Origin of the sequence: Novosphingobium fluoreni (assembly GCF_014196615.1) — a bacterium.
In the GTDB taxonomy this organism is placed as follows: Bacteria; Pseudomonadota; Alphaproteobacteria; order Sphingomonadales; family Sphingomonadaceae; genus Novosphingobium; species Novosphingobium fluoreni.
On sequence record NZ_JACIDY010000004.1, the window covers coordinates 129,851 to 150,267 of the forward strand.

Consider the following 20,417-nt stretch of genomic DNA (forward strand, 5'->3'; position numbering starts at 1 on the left):
GGATGAGACACCGCGCGCGGAGTAATGTTGCGTTCACTGCATATCGGTGATTAAATCAATGAACACATTTAGAGAGAGGTTGCCCGTGGCACTGCCCGCCCCCGAATCCCTGAAGCTCGAAAACGAGTATGACTTCATCATCGTCGGCAGCGGCGGCGGTTCGATGGCGGCGGCGCTCTTTGCCAAAAAGGCGGGGCTCAATCCCGTGATTCTGGAAAAGCTCGACAAGATCGGCGGATCGACCGGTTTTTCCGGCGGGGTATGGTGGGTTCCCAACAATCACGTGATCAAGCGGCACGGCGTGCATGATACGAAGGAACTGGCAAACCGCTACATGGATGCCACTGTCGATTTTGTCGGCAAGGGCACTACGCCGCAACGGCGCGAAGCCTTCCTGGAAGAGGGGCCGGAAATGGTCCAGTTCCTGGAAGACGAAGGCATGAAGTTTGAGTTTCCGGATGGCTGGGCGGATTACTACGATGAACGCGATGGTGGCCAGCCCCGTGGTCGCTCTCTGGTAGCCGAGCCTTTCGACTTGCGTGATCTCGGGCCGTGGGCGGACAAGGTCTCGCTCTACGCGCCTTTCACCGGAGTGCCGTTCAACGCGCTGACGATGATGAAGATGCTGATGTTCAAGCGGACGATGGCGGCGAAGAGAACGTTGGGCAAAGTGCTGTTTGCGATGGCGCGGAACAAGGTGTTGGGTCGGCGGATCGTGGCGGCAGGCGGGGCGATCCAGTCCCGGATGCTGCAAATGACGCTGAAGCGCGGTATTCCGGTGTTCTCCGGTTTCGCCACCGATCATCTGGTTGAAGAGGACGGCCGCGTCGTGGCGGTGGAGGGCATGTACCAGGGCAAGCGTGTGATGGTACGCAGCCGCCACGGCATCCTGCTGAATGTCGGTGGGTTCTCACGCAATCATGAGATGCGCCAGAAGTATCAGCGCGGGCCAATCACGGCGAAATGGACGAACGCCAATCCCGGTGACACGGGCGAAATGATCGAAGAGATGATCCGCCTGGGCGCGGATACCGAAAATCTGGACCTTGCCGTGTGGGTGCCGACGTCTCTTACAGCCGATGGGAAAAACCCGACCGGCGCCATTGGCAAAGACGGATCACCTTTCCCGTTCATGCATAACGCCGATGTCGCCATTCCGCATTATATGTGGGTGGACAAGACCGGAAATCGTTTTGTCAACGAAGCCAGCTCTTACATGGAACTAGGCGAAAAGATGTATGAGAAGGGCGCAATCCCGGCGTTTGCCGTCTTCGATGATCGCGCGATGAAGAACTATGCCTACGGCAACTTGTTGCCAGGAATGAAGCCGGTGAAGAAGTGGCTTGAGGAAGGGTTCCTCGTCAAGGCAGATACGATTGAGGAACTTGCTGAGAAAGCGGGGATCGATCCGGCGGGTCTGGCCGCGCAAGTGGCGCGTTACAACCATTTCGCTAAAACCGGTGTGGACGAGGAATTCCACAAGGGAGAACGAGAATACGATCGCTTCCGCGGCGACCCGACGCACAAGCCGAACCCGTGCGTCGGCGCGATCTCCAAGGGGCCTTTCTATGCCACGCGCATGTATCCGGGCGACGTCGGCACTTTCGGTGGCGTCGTCACCGACGAGCGAGCTCGGGTGCTGCGCAAGGACAGTTCGGTCATCGAAGGCCTTTACGCGACGGGTAATTCCACTTCGTCGGTAATGGGCCGCACCTATCCGGGGGCCGGCGCCAGCATCGCGCCATCGTTCGTCTTTGGATACATCGCCGCCAAGGATGTTCTGAAGAAATCCCACAACGCCTCTATGCATTAAGTTCGGATGGGAACGATCGATGCTCGGTATAAGGCTCGCGAAGGGGTAGCGAGGGCTTAAGCCAGGTCGCGCCACGGCCCAACTCAAGTCCGGCAGCGACAGGGATGCAAATCAACGTCTACATGATATCTGCCGGGGCGAACGCTTGTACAGCACGCATGAAGGTTCGATATGCTGCATCGTTCGAGCTCGGAATTTGGTCACCGTCCCCTACCTCTGGTTGAAAGGTAGAAAAAGTGATCGGACCCGCGAAGTTTAAGGCGCCTTTGGGCGTGCAGGAAGGAAAGCAGATATGAGCACCGCCGCCGCTCCCAAAACACCCTTAGTCGAGCAGACCGTGCGTCAGCTGATTGACGATGGACGCGAAGTCGGCGTTCAGGTCGCCGCTTATCTGGATGGCAAGCTGGTGGTGGATGTGGCGGCGGGCATCGCCGATCCCGATACCGGGCGTGAGGTGACGGGCGATACGCTCTTCAACATGTATTCGGTCACCAAGCCCTTCGCCGCTACTGCCCTTCATATCCAGGTTGATCGCGGCTTGGTCGATTACGATGCCAAGGTTGCCGACTACTGGCCCGAGTATGCCGCCAACGGCAAGGAGGCGACCACCGTTCGCGATGTTCTGACGCACCGCGCCGGTATTCCCCAGATGCCCGAAGGCGTGACGCCGGAAACGATGGTGGACTGGGACTGGATGACAAAGGGCATCGCCGCCCTCACTCCCCTCGCACCTCCAGGGGAGAAGGCGCTTTACCTGTCGATGACGTTCGGCTGGATCGTGGGTGAGATCGTGCGCCGCACCGATCCGCAGCAGCGCAGCATCGGGCGATTCATCCGCGACGAAATCGCGGCGCCGTTGAATGCGCCGGATATTTGGGTTGGCTTGCCCGAGGACCAGTTTCCCCGTGTTGCCAAGCAGATCGAAGCGCGACCGTCGCTACCGCCCGAGCATTTGCCGCCGCTTTACACGGCTTCGATGCCGCCGCAGGTGGACCTTATCCCTGCGGTGTTCGAGCGGACCGATGTCCGGAAGGCGGAAATCGCGGGTGTCGGCGGCGTATTCACCGCAAAGAGCTGCGCCCGTTTCTGGGCAATGCTGGCCCAAGGTGGCGAGTTAGATGGCGTACGGGTGTTGTCCGAGGATCTCGTCCGCACCTTCAACACACCGCGCCCGATGAGCGATGAGCCCGATCCTGTGATGTTCGGTCAGCCGGTCCCGCTGGGGATCGCCGGATTCTGGCTGGGCGGCGAGCAGCCCCCGGTCGCCGCTGCCAAGCACACGCGTGCGATCTGCCACCCCGGGGCGGGCAACTCGATCGGCTTTGCCGATCCCGCAACCAAACTGGCCGTCGCTTTCACGCATAACCGCCTGCAATCACCCTACACTCGCGACGACGATACCGCGCTGATCGTCGCAGATGCTATCCGTCAGGAACTCGGCATCGACTGAGGACGGCGCGGGAGAGGATAAAAGACATGAGCGAACTGAGCACGAAGGGACTGCGCGGCGAAGTGCCGTTTGCCGTGACGCAGGCCGATCGCATCCCGGCCAAGCGATACTACGACCAGGAATTCTACGATCTGGAGTGCAAGCACCTCTGGCCCCGCGTGTGGCAGATGGCCGCACGACTGGAAGAGATTCCAGAAGTGGGCGACTATGCGGTGTATCGCAATCTCGACCAGTCCGTGATCGTGATGCGTACTTCCGCGACGGAAGTGAAGGCGTATCAGAACCACTGTCGCCACCGCGGCGTGGAACTGGTGCAGAAGCGCGGCAAGGCGCGCGGCGGCTTTATCTGTCCCTTCCACGGCTGGCGCTGGGATAAGGACGGCAACAACACCTTCGCTTATGAGGAAACGGCATTCTCTGCCGAAAACATGTGCAAGGCCGACCTCGATCTGGTGCCGGTCCGGTTGGAAACGTGGATGGGTTGCGCGTTCATCAACTTTGATAACGACGCTCCGCCGCTGCGCGATACGCTGGGCGAGTTCGGCCGCAAGATGGACGGCTTCAAGGCCGAACAGCTGCGCGCCGAATGGTGGCTGGCGGCGAAACTTCCGGTCAACTGGAAGCTGGCCATGGAAGCTTTTATGGAAGGCTACCACGTCGCCACGACGCATCCCCAGCTTCTGCCCTATGGCGTCACCAACAAGCCCGGTGATGCGCGCTATCTCAAGCTTCCGGATGACACGGTCACCGTGACCTTCTGGATGACGGTCGGGTCGACGATGCCTGAGGAGGTGGACTCTCGGCAATTCATCGACGCTTACGCCGAAGTCATGCAGACGCTGAGCGAGGGCATGGCGGGTATGACCAGTCCGGAGGAAGTGGAAGTGGTGCGTTCGCTGCGCGATACGCCGTTGCCCAAGCATCCTGCCGAAGCGGCGGCCGCGTTTCGCGTGATCCTGAACGACGCCATTACCAAGTACTACAAAGACAATGGCATGGATTGCGGCGACTTCAACGCGCTGGACAAGCAGCAGCTGGCGACGAACGTCAATTTCCTGTTCCCGCACTTCTTCATGCTGCCGGTGCACGGAGCTGCATCGTCCTATCGCATCAGGCCGACCGGGCCGGAGGAGTGCATCTTCGAGCTGTGGTCGCTCAAGCGCTATCCCGAAGGTCAGGAGCCTCCCGTACCCGAGATGCCGGAGCCCAAGCCGCATGACGATCCCAGCTGGCCGCCCATCCCGCGGCAGGACTATGCCAATCTTCCACGCCAGCAGCGTGGACTACATAGCGCGGGCTTCGAATTCATGCGTTTGTCGAACCAGATGGAAGGCCTGATCAGCAACTTCCACCGATTGGAAGACGGCTTCCTCGGCGGTGCCGATCAAGAGAGTCTGGTGAAGGGCATGCAAACCGTCTCCGGAGCGATCGACATGCCCGTCAAATATTGGGATTGATCGTGGTGTAGTGCAGAAGGGGCCGGACCAAGAAACCGGCCCCGTTCCTGTCACTGTGATTGCTGGGCACTCGCACCGAGAATGGCCATGCCTTCCATGATCAGCCCTTGGCCAAGCTCGCTTTCCAAGCCGGCGGACAGTGCGCGGGTCAGCAGCATTCGGGTATAGCGGCTGGCCATTGCCGGGCGCGCGGCCAAAGTGCGTGCATGATGCCAAGCCCGGGCATTCAGTTCGCCCGCGGGCAGAACTTCGCCCACCACGCCCAGGCGCAAGGCCTCCCGTGCATCGATCTCCTGCCCCGTCAGCAGGAAGTATCGTCCGCGATTGGGGCCAAGCAGCATCGGCCAGATCACGTGGACGCCGTCGCCCGGCACCACGCCGGCCAACGCATGCGGCTTGTCTGCGAATACCGTCGTATCCGATGCAAGCACGATATCCGCCATCACGGCCAGTTCCGCGTGGATCGTTGCTGGCCCATTGACTGCGGCGATCACTGGCACTTCGATAGACAACAGATTGCGCAGGAGCCGTCGGCCCTCGCGAAAGATCGTGTCCCAAGCGTCCGGCCCCATCGGCGGCATCGCCTCGCTTTCCAGATCGAAGCCGTCGATGAAGCTGTCGCCGGTCCCTGTCAGAATGACCACGCGATTGGCAGTGTCTTCCGCCACGTCCCGAAAGGCCAAGCCTAGGTCGCGGTGAAGTCCGCCCCAGAAGCCCCATAGTGCGGGGCCACCCCGAGTATGAAGACGCATCTCCAGGATGCCGTCTTCGCGCCTGAACGCGATATTGTCATAGCGGCTAAAATAATCGGGTTGGGGCATCTTCAGATCTTTCCTGATACGTATCGCACCCAAGACGTTCGTTGCGCCGCAATGCAATGAATTCGGTACGCCCTACGCTGTGGCATCACGAATTCGGAGCATTCCCCGAAATCGATGCTTTCGGTAGGGAGCCGATCCGCTTTGGATAGCGGGTCGGCTCCTTGCGTTATCAGGCCGCGGCGACTGGCTTGCCATCCCAGTCTTGACCGGCAGCAGCGCGCTCTTCCAGTAACTTGGCCGGCTTCCAGCGATCGCCGGAAGCGGCGTGGTTGGTGCGAACGATCTCCAGCACCTTGTCCAGGCCCTTCTGCTGCGCCCAGAACATCGGGCCGCCCCGATACTTGGGAAAGCCATAGCCGAACGCATAGGTCACATCGATGTCGCTGGCGCGTTGTGCGATGCCTTCTTCCAGAATCTTTGCGCCTTCGTTGACCATCACGCCCAGAATGCGATCGACGATCTCCTCGTCGCTGATTTCGCGGCGGGTGATGCCCTTGTCCTGTGCGATCTTGATCAGCATGTCTTCGACCAGCGGATCGGGCGTGGCATCGCGTCCGTCATACTTGTAGTAGCCCGCGCCGGTCTTCTGGCCCAACCGTCCCGCCTCAACGATGCGGTCGGCAAGCGGGGTATAGCTGGGCGAATTCGGATCGAGCGTACCGGCTTCGATACGACCCTGCCGCATCCGATAGCCGACATCGAGCCCGGCCATGTCCCGCATCAGGAAGATGCCCATGGGGAAGCCGAAGGCCTTAAGCGCATTGTCGATCGACGAAGGCGTGGCGCCCTGTTCCAGCAGATGCTCGGATTCTGTGCCATAGGCCTTGAGCATGCGGTTGCCGATGAAGCCCTCGCAATTGCCCGCCAGAACCGGAACCTTGCCGATCTGTTTGCCGAATGCCATCACCGTGGCGATCGTCTCGGGCGACGACTTGGAACCGCGCACGTTCTCGAGCAGCTTCATCACGTTGGCGGGCGAGAAGAAGTGCGTGCCGATGACATCTTCGGGCCGCTTCGTGGCCGAAGCGATTTCATCGATATCCAGTGCAGAGGTGTTGGTGGCAAGAATCGCGCCGGGCTTGCACACTTCGTCCAGCTTGGCGAAGATTTCCTTCTTCACGGCCATGTTCTCAAACACGGCTTCGATCACGATGTCGCAGTCGCGGAAGTCGGCATAGTCCAGGGTCGGTGTGATCAGGCCCATGGCCTTGTCCACCTGCGCCTGGCTGCGTGAGCCGCGCTTGACCGAGATGTCGTAGTTCTGCTGCACCTTCGAAAGGCCGGCGTCGATCGCTTCCTGCTTCACTTCGAGCAGCACGACCGGCAGCCCAACGTTGACGCAGCTCATCGCGATGCCACCGCCCATGGTGCCGGCGCCAATGATGCCGACCTTTTTGATCGGGCGTGGCTTCACGTCGGCAGGCAGGTCGTTGACCTTGGCCGCTTGGCGCTCGGCAAAGAACAGGTGAACCTGCGCGGCGCGGCTCGGTGCTTCCAAGCAGACCTTGAACGCCTCCTTCTCGAACTGCAGGCCTTCACGCGGACCCAACGTGCAGGCCGCCTCGATGCAGTCGACGATCTTGAAGGGAGCGACCATGCCCTGCCACTTCTTCGCGCCCGCCTTGCGCTCTTTCTCGAAGATGGCAGGATCGACGTTCTGCACTTTGTCAGTACGCTCCACCGTCTTGGGGAAGGGGCCGCCCTCTGTCGCGCGAGCCCTTGCGAACTCGATCGCGGCGTCCAGCACCGGACCATCGGTCACTTCATCGATCAGCCCCAGTTCCTTGCCCTTGGCGGCGCTGATGTGCTTGCCGTTCAGGATCAGATCCAGCGCGATCTCGGGGCCGGCGATGCGCGTGGTGCGCTGCGTGCCGCCACCACCGGGCAGCAGGCCCAGGTTGACCTCGGGAAGACCAATCTTGGCGCGCGAAGCGGCGACGCGGAAAGGCGCCGCCAGTGCCAGTTCCAGGCCGCCGCCCAGCGCATGGCCATCGATCGCGCAGACTACCGGCTTCTCGCTGTTCTCCATCATCTCCTGGATCTGCAGCAATTCCGGGCCCTGCTTGGGCTTGCCGAATTCGCGGATATCCGCGCCGGCGACGAAGCGATCGTTCGCGCCGATCACGACGATGGCCTTCACTGCCGAGTCTTCCTGTGCCTGCTTCAGACGCAGGACCATGCCCTCGCGCATCGGAAAGCCGAGCGCGTTGACCGGCGGGAAATCGATCGTCAGGACCGCTACATCGCCGCGCACATCGTAACGGACGGCGTCTTCAGGATTTAGGGACATGGGGTCGCTTCGCTCCAGGAATGACAACAAATGATGCATTGCGGCCTGCCAAACCCGATGGCTCTTGTCAGCTTGCACCGCATGTAATCTGGTCCAGACTGACGAACATCACGTGTGCGATCAAGCCCGAGAGGTCGTGGGTTGCGAACCGGGCGAGGCTGGGTCATCCCTACGCGATAGCGGCTGAGACGCGCGAGAGGATGCACGGCCATGGAGAGCAATCCGGTGCGATTTGACGGACGCGTCGCGCTCGTCACGGGGGCGGGCGGCGGCATGGGCCGCGCTTACGCCCTTGAACTTGCGCGCCGTGGTGCGGCGATCGTCGTTAACGACTATGGCGGCTCGATGATGGGGGTGCCGGGCGATGTCGCGCGTGCGCAAGGTGTGGTCGACGAAATACGCGCCGCCGGTGGTAAGGCCGTGGCCAACGGGGATGCCGTGGGTGACGAGCAAGCGGCTGCAGGTATGGTGGCGCTGGCCCAGGAGCATTTCGGTCGATTGGACATTCTGATCAACAATGCCGGGATCGCCGCGCCGGGACCGATCACGCAGACCAGCGCTCAGCGCCTCGCCACGGTTTATGCGACCAATCTAATCGGTCCGCATCTACTGATGCGCGCCGCCTGGCCCGTGATGGCGGAACGGCGATACGGCCGCATCCTGAACATCAGCTCCAATGCCGCGCTGGGGATCGGTGGCAATTCACCTTATGCCGCCACCAAGGCGGGCATGATCGGGCTGTCGCTGGATGCGGCGCTGGAAGGATCGGGGCATGGCATCCTGGTCAACGCCCTGATGCCATGCGCCTATTCGCGCATGATCGAAGCAGTGCCCGACCCTGAGTTCGTCGCCTGGATGCGAGACAACTTTCAGGCCGAGAAGGTCGTGGCGGCGGCTCTCTACCTGCTATCCGAGCAATCTGACGTGACCGGCATGGTATTCTCCGCCGGGGCGGGGCGGATTGCCAGGCTGGGCTTCGTCGAGAACGACGGCATTATCGCCCACGCAATCGATCCCGAGCGAGTCCGCACGTCGATCAAGCAGGTGGTTGATCTTGCCGATGCCCGCCCGGTCGGGTCGCAAGGCGACGAGATGGCGCTCTATACGGTCGCGGCGGATTTTGGACGGGAATCAGGACCGGGTTTGGCGCGCGATGCGCTGACATGATCGGATCATATATAACGGATCGGGCTCAGCACCGGGCCGGCGACATGCTGGCCTCCATCCGCGTGCACGACCTGGCCGTTGACGAAGCGCGCATCACCAGATGCGAGGTAGAGAGCTGCGCCGCCGATGTCCTCCACAGGGTCGCCCATTCGGCCCAGGGGGAGTTGGCCCGTCATCACGTCGATCAGGCGCGCACGGCGTTGCTGTGCCACTTCCAGTTCCGGCGTGGAGGCGGCCGGGAGCAGCAGATTGGTGGTGATGCCGTACTGGCCCCATTCGACGGCGGCTGACCGCATCAGTCCGTTCAATGCCCAGGCTGCGCTGCCATATGCGGCCAATCCTTCTGCCGTGGCGATACCATAGCGATGGCCAATGAGGATGATGCGGCCTTCGCGCGCCTTCTGTAGAGCCGGAAGTGCCGTCCGCATCGCCGATGCGGCGGCGACCACGCCGTCCAGGGATCGGCGAAGCGCCTCTTCGTCGCAATCGACGAGGAAGGCAGGATGGGGCTCGCCCAGCGTGTTGCAAACCAGAATGTCCAGCTCGGCGGGATAGAACGTGTCCGTGATGGCGAGCACGTGGACCTCTGCGCCCGCCGAACGCAGCTTTTCCGCGATGCCGCATCCGATCGCGTCACCGCCCACCACGACTGCACGCTTCCCTTCCAGCAATAGCGTCATACCGCATCCTCCAGCACATTGAATTGCGGCAATCCCAGCAGGTTCGCGCCGCCATCCAGGAACAGCGCCTGCCCGGTGATGAAACGGGCATGATCGGAAACCAAGCCGACGACGGCGGCCCCGATGTCCTCCTCTGACCGGCCATGGCGACGCATGGGATGCTGGCGCGCCATTGCTTCTCCGCGGGCCGGATCAAGCGCGATGAAGGCTTCGAATGTGGGGCTTAGTCCTGCCGGCAGCACCATGTTGACGGTGATGCCATATTGGCCCCACTCATTGGCCATCGTAGCGGTAAGGCCCCGCATCGCCTCTTTTGTAGCATTGTAGTGCGACCCGAACTTTGCGCCATAAACCCCATTGATCGAACCGAAATTTACGATCCGTCCGCCCCCTGTGGTCCGCATGAATGGTAGGGCGACTTGTGCGGTCCACAGAGAGGCGTAGAGGCCGCTCGCCAGGGTTTCGGCAAAAGCGGCCGATCGTCCGCCGTCCTCAAGCCGAGCCGATGGCGCGATCGATTGGGCGTTGTTGATCAGGATATCGATCCTGCCGGCGTGTGCGGCGGCCTCTTCGACCAGGCGCTTGGCTTCGGCCTCGATCGAGACATCGGCTGCGATGAACCGATGATCGCCGCCGATCTCGCCGAGCCGCGACATCACATTCGCACCTCGCGCGGCACTGCGGCCATTCGCGATCACGCTTGCTCCCGCATTTGCCAACGCCACTGCGATGCCTTCGCCCAGACCCTGAGTAGAGCCGGTAACGATGGCGACCTTGCCTGCAAGTTGTGTCATGCCACCATGCTCCATCGGCTCCGAAGGGAGCGCAAGGGATAGTATGAGAAGGCGCCGGCGGTATCATAGCCGCGATGACATCGCCTGCGCAATTGAGATGAAAGGTAGGGTGATGGAAACACAGCAGGCCGATTTAGAGGGTTATCGGCAGCCGGAGCGGGTAGTGCCCCTTCCTGAAACCATCAGCCAGCAAGCGCGTGAGTTTCTGGCGACACCTTCCTTCGCGCTGGAGCCCTTGCCCGAGACGAACGAGCCCGCGGACTGGGCCGCGCATATCGCCACTGTGGATCAGCGGATGGCTGAAATGCTAGCAGCCGTCACTTTTCCGGTCGATGTGACGGCGCATTCGGTCGAAGAGTGCGTGGTTTATGAGGCCACGCCGCAGAAAGGCGGCGTGGCTGACGATGGGGCGATCCTGTACTTCCACGGTGGCGGCTATATCTATGGACGAGGAGACGCTGGCGCGAAGATGGCCTCGTCTCTGGCGGTAGCGAGCGGATTGCCGTGCTTCTGCCCCGATTATCGGATGCCACCAGAGCATCCGTTCCCCGCGGCCCTGGATGATGCAATTGCGGCGTATCTATGGTTGGCTGACCGGGTTGACCCCGCTCGTATCCTGATTGCAGGCAATTCGGCCGGTGGAGGCCTTGCCGCCGCCTCGTTGCTGAAGCTGAGGGACATAGGCGTCACAATGCCGGCGGGGGCAATCCTTGCCACACCCGAGGCGGATCTGACCGAGGCGGGTGATACGTTTCACACCAACTACGGGCTCGATCGCGTGTTGGTGGAACGGTTGATGCCGGCAAACTTGCTTTACGCGAACGGGCATGACTTGCGCGATCCCTACCTTTCGCCCGTGTACGGTACGTTCGATGGCTTTCCACCGGTCATGCTGCTGAGCGGAACGCGCGACTTGTTTCTCTCTAATACCGTACGATTACACCGGGCGATGCGGCGTGACGGAGTTCAGGCATCGCTTCATGTGTGGGAGGCGATGCCACATGGCGGGTTCTTCGGCGCACCTGAGGATGCGGAAATGCTGGCAGAGCAGGTTAGCTTCATCCAGAGCGTGTTATCCCCCAGGTAGGCGGGCAGGGGGCGTTAAGCCCCCGTTAGCACCGCGTTAGCGCGGCATTCCCAGCAGTTGTTCTGAGATGACGTTGCGCATCACTGCATTGCTGCCGCCCGCGATCGTCCATCCATAGAGATACGACTCAGCCAGATCTCGGACTGCTGGCTGGTACTGCAAGCGCTGATCGCCTGCGCGGCTAGGATGGTGGCCAGATAGAGCACGGGCGCGGCTGCCCGCCCTATTACTTCTTAGATCGGAACCAGCGCATCGATCCCCGGGCCCAGGCTGCCGTGGTTCCCTGCAAGAAAAAGCGTGGCCCCGCCTAGTTCGGTAGCGGTTGTTCATAAGGCGGCGAGCCTCCCTTAGGCCTTCCCGTGGTGCCGCAGCATGATCTCGGGCGTGGCTTGATCGGCCAGTATTTCTGCCTTGCTATCGCGCAGCGCGCTCAGATCGATTGCCTCTTGCAATCGATTTGTGCCTTTCGCATCCGCTTTTTCGCCACGAAGCGCGAAGGGCAAGCCGAGGCCCGACAATTCGCGCCGACGATGTCGAGCCTCGCGGTTCTCTTAGTTCTTTGCAGAGACTTTCTGGCCCAGTGGCCGAAGAACGTCGAAGCGGGCAGAGGTCTGGTCGATCGCATCCGTCATTTTCATCGTCGGCGCCGCCGCGAACAAGGAATGCAACAGGGCCTGCGGATCGTCCGTCTCCACTTCGTAGATCGCTACGAACTCCTGCACCGATCCGTCCGGCGCACTGCGCTCAAACCGTTCGCAACTGAGGAAGCCGGGCAAGGCGAGTACTTCGTGGACGTGGGTTTGATCATACCAGGCTTCATATTCCGCTTCACGGCCCGCGACCGCACGCGATGAAACTTCAAACAGGTAGCGCATCGTATCTTTCCTCTTCCTTGCCCGACCAGAACCGCAGCGGCAGGGCGAGCCAATGCAGCCGGGCTAATGTCGCCTAATTGGCGGCAACGTGCAGGCAGGGTCTAAACCAGACAAGCCTGTTTTTCGAATAATCGCCATGCTGATTGTGGAGCATTGGCAGCTTGCGCAAGTGTGGGATGCGCGACAGTGTTGCTGCGATATACGGTGAAAAGCGGGTCAATGGCATGATCTGGCGGCCGTGGGAGAGCGATATATGTCAGCTTTGATGGCGGCGCAGGACGATTCCTGGAGCCATGTCGGTTTTTCGGCCAAAGTCGCTCTCGCGTTTTCGGGTACTTTCATCGCGCTCGGTCTATTCGCAATCGGACCGGCGTTGCCGGTTCTCCAAGATCACTTCAGTCAGGCCCCGAACGCAGATCTTCTGGTGCAATTCGTGGGCGGTATCGTGCCCCCGGTTTTCGCCCTTGCGTCACCGTTCGCAGGGCGGCTGGTCACACGCTTGGGCGTGAGGACGGTCTATCTAGCGTCCCTGGCGCTGTTCCTGCTGGCGGGCCTTGGTCCGATGATCTGCAGTTCCCTTATCCAGATTCTGCCTTTCCGCGTTCTGATGGGACTTGGTGTGGCGGGTGCGTTCACGGCCGGGATGTCTGGGATTGCCCGGCTGCCGGAAAGTCAGCGCCATATCCTCTACGGTCTGGCCGCATTCATCGGCGGCGGGATCAGCATCGTGGCATTTCCCATGGTCGGCGCGCTGGCCGCGCAGAGCTGGCAACTGGGTTTTCTGGCATGCTTGCTGCTATTGCCGATAGGCTTTTTCGCGCTTGCCCTGCCGCGTCATAAGGGCACGCCGCAGGCATCCGAAAAGGCGGTTCCCCGTGTCGCTCCGCGCTTGGGCGGAGTGCCACCCAGCCTGTTGCTTCTCGCTGCGATCGTGGGGTGGACGATGGTGGGCAGTACCCTTTATGCGCCGTTTCTCCTCGCCTCAGTGGGTATCATCGACCCGTCGGCGGTTGGCAATATGCTGGCCATCACCTCGACCTTTTCGCTGGTCGGTTCCGGAAGCTACGGTTTAGTTCAAAAACTAGCCGGCACGCGTGGGGTAGTCTTGGTTTCACCCGTGTTGTGTGCCGCAGGCGGTGTGATCGTTTTCCTCGCCTCATCGTCCTTTCTAGCCATGGTGGGATTGTCGCTGATTTCTGTCGGCCTCTCCCTCTTTGGTTCTGCGGCATATGCGGCGGCGGTGGAGACGGTCGGTCCCGAGGGCGACAGCGGCGCGGCGACCGGGATGATGAGCTTTGCAATTTATCTGCCACAAGCACTGTTTCCCATGCTGGCGACGGCGATCGGCACGCGGTTCGGCCCGGCAAGCGTCTACTTGATGTTGGCCGTGTTGCTCACCGCCGGGTTCGCCTTGGTAGCATCGCGGCGACACGCCCGGCCCGCCGTCGCCATGGGAGCTGCCTGATCAGGCAGTCCCACGGCAGACGGTATCGTCAAACGCGGAAGCGCCGCCCAACTTCGTTCCGTCGGGCTAGAAGTGCCGCCTTCCGCTCCTCAGGTGTGACGATCGGCGTTTCCGGCGGCAGGTGATCGCGCAGGCTGGCCAGCGGCACCAGTTTGGTTTCCGGCACCGGGAAGCGATCGCTCAGATACCAGCGCCATTGCGCGTAACCTTCCGGGAAGCCGGAAGTATCCACCCAGTTGGGTACGCCGGGATCCTTGATCGACAGCACGATACGGACCTTGCCATCCGTATCGACGACGGCCTGCTTGTTGTTGATGGAGGACTGGTGGAACCGATAATCGGTCGTCTGATAGAAATAGTCTGCCAGCTGCAGACTCCAGTGCTTCACATCGGGAATTTCGGCCTCGATGATCAGGGCATCGTCCGGCTTGAGGTCATAAAGCATCTTCACATAGGCAGCGAGGGGATTGCCACCGATCTTTGAAACATCCTCATGCGGCAGCCAGAAACGGTTGCGACCGACCGCGTCGTCAACCTCCTCGATCATGCGCATCCAGGTGTCTAATGAGAAGCGTGTCTGATAGGCGATGCCCATCAGCCTCCGATTGATATCGTCTTCGCTGAGCAGCAGGCTGTCTTCCGGCAGGATCTCCAGAGGTTCGATGTGGATCGTGGCGCCTTCCGCTCCTTCCCACTGGTCCCAGATGTCGCGGACGAGCAGGCAAGTGTTAGGCGCGTTGCGATCAAGCTTCATCCAATTGCCTGGCTGTTGGTCGGGGGAGGCAATGATCTCGAAAGTGCCATCGTCTTCCAAGGCAAACTGATCGACATCCCAAGAACCGATGTTGATCTGATCGGCATCGCCCCACCACCCCTTCTGGGCCTGGATGTGCAGCCACGGGGTGTTTCCCCGCTTGCCCCAAATCCGATAATCGCGCGCCCCGTCGATCTTGGTCCAGTGATACCGAAAGTCCGGGCTGGGTGCGCCCCAGTTGTATTCCACCGGGGTAAACATGAGGTGCGAGAAGAACGTTGGATACGCCGTGCGCGGCGCCATGTAGGTGTTGAAACCGAAGGCCTGCATCATCGAAATGAAGTACATCCCCTGCGTGCGCATCTGCGGAGACTGCGCAAACCTCCACTCCAGCGCAACGCGGCGCGCCTCATCGATCGCGGCTTGGTAATCTTCCCATGCCTGATCGGCTGTCGTTGTCATCATGACAATGCTCCTTGATTGGAATCTTCTCGCCCGTGCATTGAAACCACCCGTGGTCGGGTCTGGAAGCGCGTAAAAATCTTGCGCTAGGGCAGCTCTGGTCATATCGGATTACTTTACCTGGTAAAGCAATTTGTAGCCCTTCGCATCCTGCTTGAGGCCTGCGTAAGTTCCTGCATAAAGCTGGCTAGACCGCCCGTGCGAGGTGGTGCTCAATCGTCATGGAGAGATCATGTCCGACCGCATTCTTGATACCGCGTCGATACTGGCTTCGGCAGAGATCGCCTCTGGTACGTATGGCCTGATTGAAGATGGGCTGCGCGCCAGGCTGGATGCGCTTCTTGCCAGCTTCCGCAGCAATACGGACATCACCACGGATCAACAGATCGCCACACGCCGCCAACTGGTGCGCTTGATGGCGCGCCGCCTGGGTATAGCCCGCGATGTGGCCAATCACCCGGAAATCCTCAATGAAGAAATCGTCGATCCCATCTTCGTTATCGGCTTTGGGCGCACAGGAACCTCGATTCAGCAGGCCTTGCTCGGCGCGGATCCGGCAAACCGGACCGTGGCGGCCTGGCAAGTCCATGAACCTTCGCCGCCGCCGGGGCAGATGCCAGTCGCACCAGGGCGACGGGCGGCAGCTGCCGGCGTGGTGCAGCATTACTGCGATCGATGCCCCGGCATCCTCAGTCTGCACCCCTATTGGGACGAATTGGCCGACACCTTGATTGAGGATGAGGAGATTTTGCTTCTCGACCTGCACGATATCTATCCCGTCGCGCTGTGCGATGCCCCAGCGATTTCCGTGCGCGTGGGGAGCGATGATTTCGAGGATGCCTATCGCTTCCTCAAACTCTTCATGCAGCATCAGCAATGGAAGTTGCCCAAGAAGCGCTGGATCATGAAGGGGATCGAGCATCAGCGACATTTGTCTACCTTGTTTCGTATCTTCCCGGATGCCCGATGCCTTTTTCCGCACCGCGAGCCGGCCACATTTCTTCCCTCCAATCTTGCGATCGCGGCGGTCGTCTACGATGGGATCACCGATGGTGCGATGGATCGGCGCAGCATGGCCGCCGGCTATCTGGCTGATTTCAAGCGACGCATCGATGCAGTGATCGCAGAACCCGGGATGGACGACCCGCGCGTGCGCCATGTCAATTTCAACGCCTTCATCCGCGATCCGATTGCCTCCCTTCGCGGCTGTTATGAGGCTTGGGGTTTTGAGTGGACCGCCGAAGCGGAGGAAGCAATGCGCGCCTGGCTCGCAAATTCAGCGAACAATGGCGATCGCTATGGTCGCCATCGCTATACCTTCGAACCATTCGGCATAGACTGGGCGCAACACAGTGGCGACTATGACGAGTACCGAAGCCGCTATTTGGGCGACACTTATGAATAAAGTATCACTGAGAGAAACTTAGGTAAACGCCTCATCTCAGGCGATGGGAACAATGGAGAAATGCGATGGGTAGATTGCAGGATAAAGTGGCCGTGATTACGGGTGGTGGCCAAGGCGTGGGCCTTGGCATCGCGCAGGCCTTTGCCGATGAAGGCGCATCCCTTGTCTTGAGCGGCCGCTCGTCGGCGAAATTGGAGGCGGTTGTTAGTGATCTGGAGCAGCGAGGCGGCAAGGTTGCAGTCCTGCAGGCAGACGTGCGCCAGCGCGAAGACGCGTTTCGCACAATTCAGCTTGCCGTGGATACTTTCGGCGGCCTCGACGTGCTGGTGAACAACGCGCAAATCTCGCACCAGAACGTCTTGTTGCAGGACAATAATACCAGCGTGCTAGATGAAACGTTCCACTCGGGTGTATACGGCTCGATCTGGCATATGCAGGCGGCGCTGCCGCATCTGAAAGCACGCGGAGGTGGTTCGATCATCAACATGGGTTCGCGCCAGGGCACGTACGGCGCTCCAGGTTACACCGCCTATGCCGCAGCCAAGGAAGCGGTACGCGGGCTATCGCGGGCCGCCGCGCGGGAATTGGGCGAATACAATATTCGCGTCAACGTCATCAATCCTTCGGCCATCAGCGAGACGGCAGCGAAGTGGCTGGTGGACTTCCCTGACGAAGCGGCAGAGAATCTGAAGACCGTAGCGTTGCGTCGCTGGGGTCGCGCCAAGGAGGATATCGGCCCCGTCGCCGTATTCCTGGCCAGCGATGACAGTTCATACCTCAGCGGCCAGACCTTGAACGTCGAGGGCGGAATGGTAATGCCCTGAAAGTATGTTGGTGATGTTAATCCATTCCGGCCAGGATTACTTTTCGCAGCGGGTCTCATAGGGCCCGCTGCCTTTTATATTACTTCGCTATCATGTTCGCTCAGCGACCGTAAGCAGATCATATAGGCTGATGCGGAAATGCCGCAGTCAAGCCAGTTCACCTGCCAAGCTCGTGCCCGCCCTCATATCGCCGACACGATGTTCCGCGCCGCAGCGTGAACATAGGGTGGATTTGCGCTAGCCGCCCCCATCACATTTTTGATCCGTCAGCGATACAAACATCTCAGGAGTGGTAATGAGGGTTCCTCTTGTTCTTTTAGGCGTTAGCCAGATCGTGCTGGCGCAAGCGGCGTTCGCTCAGGATGTCGTCCCGGCGCCGCAACAGGCGCCAGTAGACGCTACGTCGCAAACTGACGCCACGGCTGCAACGGGTGATATCGTCGTCACCGCCCGCCGCCGCGCGGAAAGCCTGCAGGACGTGCCGATCTCAATCACCGCGGTTTCCGGCGCGGCCTTGGCCGCTCGTGGCGTGCGCGACGCACTCGATTTGCAGTATCAGACGCCCTCGCTTTCGGTGACCGCAAACGGTACCAGCCGTAACAGCTTGTCCTATGCCATTCGCGGCCAGCGCACGCAGGAAGCGCAGCTGCTCACCGATCCGCCGGTCGGCACCTACTTCGCCGAAGTGGTGTCGCCTCGCACTTACGGCTTCGGCACGGCATTCTACGATCTGCAAAACGTGCAGGTGTTGAAGGGTGTGCAAGGTACATTGTTCGGTCGAAACATGACCGGTGGCGCCGTGCTGGTTGAGCCGAATCACCCCGATCTCAACGAGTACCATGGCGAATTGACCGGGCAGTACGGCAATTATGATCTCAAGGATATCACCGGCATGGTGAACATCCCTGTCGTGGAAGGTGTGTTTGGCATCCGCGCCGCCGGCAAGTTCCGCGATCGCACGGGCTTTACCAGGGATGTTAGCACGGGTCGCGATTATGACGACCAGCATTACTATGCCTTTCGTGTCTCTGCCGAATTGAACCTCGATCGGTTCACAAGCTTCACAGTGTTCGACCGCCTGCGACAGAATGAACACAGTTCCGCGTTGAAGCTGATTGGGTATTCTTTAACTGATCCGTTGAACGGACAGCCTACAGTGATCGGGCAACAGATCGCCGCTTCGCCGTTCTTCCCCGTATCGGCGGGCGCACCGACGCAGGATCTCAACGCCATCTTGAGCCGCGACCTGGCGCTGGGCCGTTATCGCTTCAACACCGGCGGCATGGGGACGCCGGGCAACACGCTGGATGGTACGGCTGGTCAGCCCTACAACCGCATTAAGAACTGGGGCATTACAAACAAAACTACGTTTGAAGCGGGAGATGTAACGTTCAAAAACATCTTTGGTTATCGCAAAATCCGCTACGTCAACCATAGTGACTACGATGGGACTGCGGCGGCACTGATTGGACCCGTACAGTTTTCGCGTACCAACAATATCAGCGAAGAATTTCAGATGCAGGGCAAACCATTTGGTGAGCGCCTGGAGTTTACGTTGGGTGCATTCTATTTTCGTGAAAAGGGCCAGGATGGCGCCGAGCCGCTTTCCTTCCCGCAGTTGACCTCGATTGGCTTCGCCAGTGGAGCGCCTGCGCAAGCCGGATTCTTCCTGAACCGGCCTGCGGAGAATTACCGCCAGTCGACAATCGGCTATGGCAAGGCGAGCAGTTGGGCCGTGTATACTGCCGGCACCTTCTCAGTTAGCGACGAACTTAAATTGTCTGGCGGCATCCGCTACAACAACGATGTCCGCAATGCGCGGGTGAATCCATTTTATATTAGCCTGCTTGGCGCACCGACGTGCGTCTACGGCGGGTTTGGTGTTCGCCCGATCGAAAACTGTTCGGAATCTCGGATTCTCAAGAACGACGCGGTCACCTATGACGCTACTATTCAATATGAACCAAGCAGCGACTTGACCATGTACGCCGCACTCCGTCACGGTTATCGTGCTGGCGGGTTCAGCTTGCGTGCTCAAAACGACGTCACTTTCCGGCCGTTCCAGCCCGAAAAGGTGGATGAATACGAGGGCGGCATCAAGAAGAACTTCTTCTTCGGTGGTGCGCGACTTTCCACCAGCCTCGCCGCATTCTTCCAGAACTACAAAAACGTCCAGCAACAGAATGCGCTGCTGATCGATGGACAGGTGAACACGATCACCACCAACATCGCCAAGCGTCACAATTACGGCGGGGAGTTCGAAGCAAATCTGACCGTGCCGGGCGGTTTCTCCGCTAATTTGTTCTACTCGTTCGTTGACACCAAGGTAATCAAGGGCGACAACGGCTCTTACCCGCTGCAGGGCGTGCCGAAGCACCAGCTTGGCGGCGGCCTGACCTATGCCCATGAACTTGAAGGCATGGGCGAACTGGCCGCAAACGTCAACGCGACCTATCGGAGCAAAACTCCGCTGGATGACTTCGATGCGATCGGAAATCAAAAGGGCTACGCTCTCGTCAACGCGCGCATTGGCCTCGATCGCATCGGTGGTAGCCCGTTCGGAGCCGCACTTTTTGTTACCAACCTGACAAAGGCATACTACAAGCAGGGCGGCATCTATCTCCTGAGCAACGGCCCGAATGCACCGGACGGTGGCCCCGGCTATGCCGCGTCTACCTTCGGTGAACCGCGCATGTATGGTATCGAGGCATCGGTGAAGTTCTGATCCTGTCGTTTCGCCTCAAGCGATAAGGCAAGATCGATTTAGCATGCATCAGGCTGGTTCTCTGACGGGGGCCGGCCTTTTGTATGTCCGATCTACCGGGTTCGTGCATGGTCTAGTAATCTGAGATGAAACACGTTTCTTTTCATCGCGTTTGCACAGAAGACCCGCAGTTTGGAGCGTGAAATGACGTGATCCGGGGCGAAAAGATGAGAATTAGCCGGCTTTCATCGAAGCCTCAACGGCGCGGACGAGAGACTAGAGCCATAGTCGGCTGGCGCCAGAATGGTGCTGCAGCTCCCACCTTCATTGCTTCGAACACCGCGGATGCGGTCGCCACGTCCGCCGACG

Annotated in this window: 16 protein-coding genes; 9 read left to right on the top strand and 7 right to left on the bottom strand. The window is 60.2% G+C overall.

The genetic code is table 11. From position 1 onward, the window contains the following. Positions 1 to 85: 85 nt before the first annotated feature. The 3 genes from GGR39_RS09780 (at position 86) to GGR39_RS09790 (ending at position 4,720) form a co-directional block, all read left to right on the top strand. The gene (locus GGR39_RS09780; RefSeq protein WP_221226062.1) at positions 86 to 1,813 is read left to right on the top strand and encodes an FAD-binding protein; all 1,728 of its coding nucleotides are present in this window, start codon (positions 86 to 88) and stop codon (positions 1,811 to 1,813) included. A gap of 292 nt (positions 1,814 to 2,105) precedes the next feature. Then, entirely contained in the window at positions 2,106 to 3,263 is a 1,158-nt protein-coding gene (locus GGR39_RS09785; protein ID WP_183616961.1) for a serine hydrolase domain-containing protein, read from the top strand. A 26-nt stretch (positions 3,264 to 3,289) separates the two neighbouring features. Further along, a complete protein-coding gene (locus GGR39_RS09790) occupies positions 3,290 to 4,720 on the top strand; it encodes an aromatic ring-hydroxylating oxygenase subunit alpha (RefSeq protein WP_183616962.1) in 1,431 nt (476 codons plus the stop codon). A gap of 50 nt (positions 4,721 to 4,770) precedes the next feature. Here GGR39_RS09790 and GGR39_RS09795 read toward each other — a convergent pair whose 3' ends face one another. Together GGR39_RS09795 and GGR39_RS09800 are read right to left on the bottom strand one after the other, a co-directional pair. Then, a complete protein-coding gene (locus GGR39_RS09795; protein ID WP_183616963.1) occupies positions 4,771 to 5,541 on the bottom strand; it encodes an enoyl-CoA hydratase/isomerase family protein in 771 nt (256 codons plus the stop codon). A 169-nt stretch (positions 5,542 to 5,710) separates the two neighbouring features. Next, positions 5,711 to 7,831 (bottom strand): 3-hydroxyacyl-CoA dehydrogenase NAD-binding domain-containing protein, encoded by a 2,121-nt coding sequence (locus GGR39_RS09800; protein ID WP_183616964.1) that lies wholly within the window; start codon positions 7,829 to 7,831, stop codon positions 5,711 to 5,713. A gap of 210 nt (positions 7,832 to 8,041) precedes the next feature. On the opposite strand from GGR39_RS09800, the gene GGR39_RS09805 reads away from it, so the two are divergent. After that, entirely contained in the window at positions 8,042 to 8,998 is a 957-nt protein-coding gene (locus GGR39_RS09805) for an SDR family NAD(P)-dependent oxidoreductase (RefSeq protein WP_183616965.1), read from the top strand. A 5-nt stretch (positions 8,999 to 9,003) separates the two neighbouring features. Here GGR39_RS09805 and GGR39_RS09810 read toward each other — a convergent pair whose 3' ends face one another. Both GGR39_RS09810 and GGR39_RS09815 read right to left on the bottom strand, forming a co-directional pair. Then, complete coding sequence (locus GGR39_RS09810; RefSeq protein WP_183616966.1) at positions 9,004 to 9,678, bottom strand: SDR family NAD(P)-dependent oxidoreductase; 675 nt, start codon at positions 9,676 to 9,678, stop codon at positions 9,004 to 9,006. Beyond that, positions 9,675 to 10,472 carry an SDR family NAD(P)-dependent oxidoreductase gene (locus GGR39_RS09815; RefSeq protein ID WP_183616967.1) on the bottom strand — a complete coding sequence of 266 codons (798 nt, stop codon included), beginning with the start codon at positions 10,470 to 10,472 and terminating at the stop codon, positions 9,675 to 9,677. Before GGR39_RS09815 ends, GGR39_RS09810 begins: the two co-directional genes overlap by 4 nt. Before the next feature lie 112 nt (positions 10,473 to 10,584). Between GGR39_RS09815 and GGR39_RS09820 the strand changes: the two genes are divergently transcribed. Further along, positions 10,585 to 11,559: an alpha/beta hydrolase gene (locus GGR39_RS09820; RefSeq protein ID WP_183616968.1), complete on the top strand. Its 975-nt coding sequence runs from the start codon at positions 10,585 to 10,587 to the stop codon at positions 11,557 to 11,559. Between the two features lie 551 nt (positions 11,560 to 12,110). Here GGR39_RS09820 and GGR39_RS09825 read toward each other — a convergent pair. Further along, on the bottom strand, positions 12,111 to 12,434 hold the full coding sequence (locus GGR39_RS09825; RefSeq protein WP_183616969.1) for a putative antibiotic biosynthesis monooxygenase: 324 nt from the start codon (positions 12,432 to 12,434) through the stop codon (positions 12,111 to 12,113). A gap of 253 nt (positions 12,435 to 12,687) precedes the next feature. Between GGR39_RS09825 and GGR39_RS09830 the strand changes: the two genes are divergently transcribed. Beyond that, the gene (locus tag GGR39_RS09830; RefSeq protein ID WP_183616970.1) at positions 12,688 to 13,899 is read left to right on the top strand and encodes an MFS transporter; all 1,212 of its coding nucleotides are present in this window, start codon (positions 12,688 to 12,690) and stop codon (positions 13,897 to 13,899) included. 28 nt (positions 13,900 to 13,927) lie between these two features. On the opposite strand, the gene GGR39_RS09835 is transcribed toward GGR39_RS09830, so the two are convergent. After that, positions 13,928 to 15,118 (bottom strand): DUF1214 domain-containing protein, encoded by a 1,191-nt coding sequence (locus tag GGR39_RS09835; protein ID WP_246388602.1) that lies wholly within the window; start codon positions 15,116 to 15,118, stop codon positions 13,928 to 13,930. 184 nt (positions 15,119 to 15,302) lie between these two features. Continuing rightward, a complete protein-coding gene (locus tag GGR39_RS17085; RefSeq protein ID WP_221226063.1) occupies positions 15,303 to 15,572 on the bottom strand; it encodes a hypothetical protein in 270 nt (89 codons plus the stop codon). On the opposite strand from GGR39_RS17085, the gene GGR39_RS09840 reads away from it, so the two are divergent. From GGR39_RS09840 to GGR39_RS09850, 3 genes are all read left to right on the top strand, one after another. After that, entirely contained in the window at positions 15,561 to 16,520 is a 960-nt protein-coding gene (locus GGR39_RS09840) for a sulfotransferase (protein WP_221226064.1), read from the top strand. The two genes, GGR39_RS17085 and GGR39_RS09840, sit on opposite strands and share 12 nt — an antisense overlap. Positions 16,521 to 16,585: 65 nt before the next feature. After that, on the top strand, positions 16,586 to 17,344 hold the full coding sequence (locus GGR39_RS09845; RefSeq protein ID WP_183616972.1) for an SDR family NAD(P)-dependent oxidoreductase: 759 nt from the start codon (positions 16,586 to 16,588) through the stop codon (positions 17,342 to 17,344). A 295-nt stretch (positions 17,345 to 17,639) separates the two neighbouring features. Beyond that, positions 17,640 to 20,069: a TonB-dependent receptor gene (locus tag GGR39_RS09850; RefSeq protein ID WP_183616973.1), complete on the top strand. Its 2,430-nt coding sequence runs from the start codon at positions 17,640 to 17,642 to the stop codon at positions 20,067 to 20,069. Positions 20,070 to 20,417 lie beyond the last annotated feature (348 nt).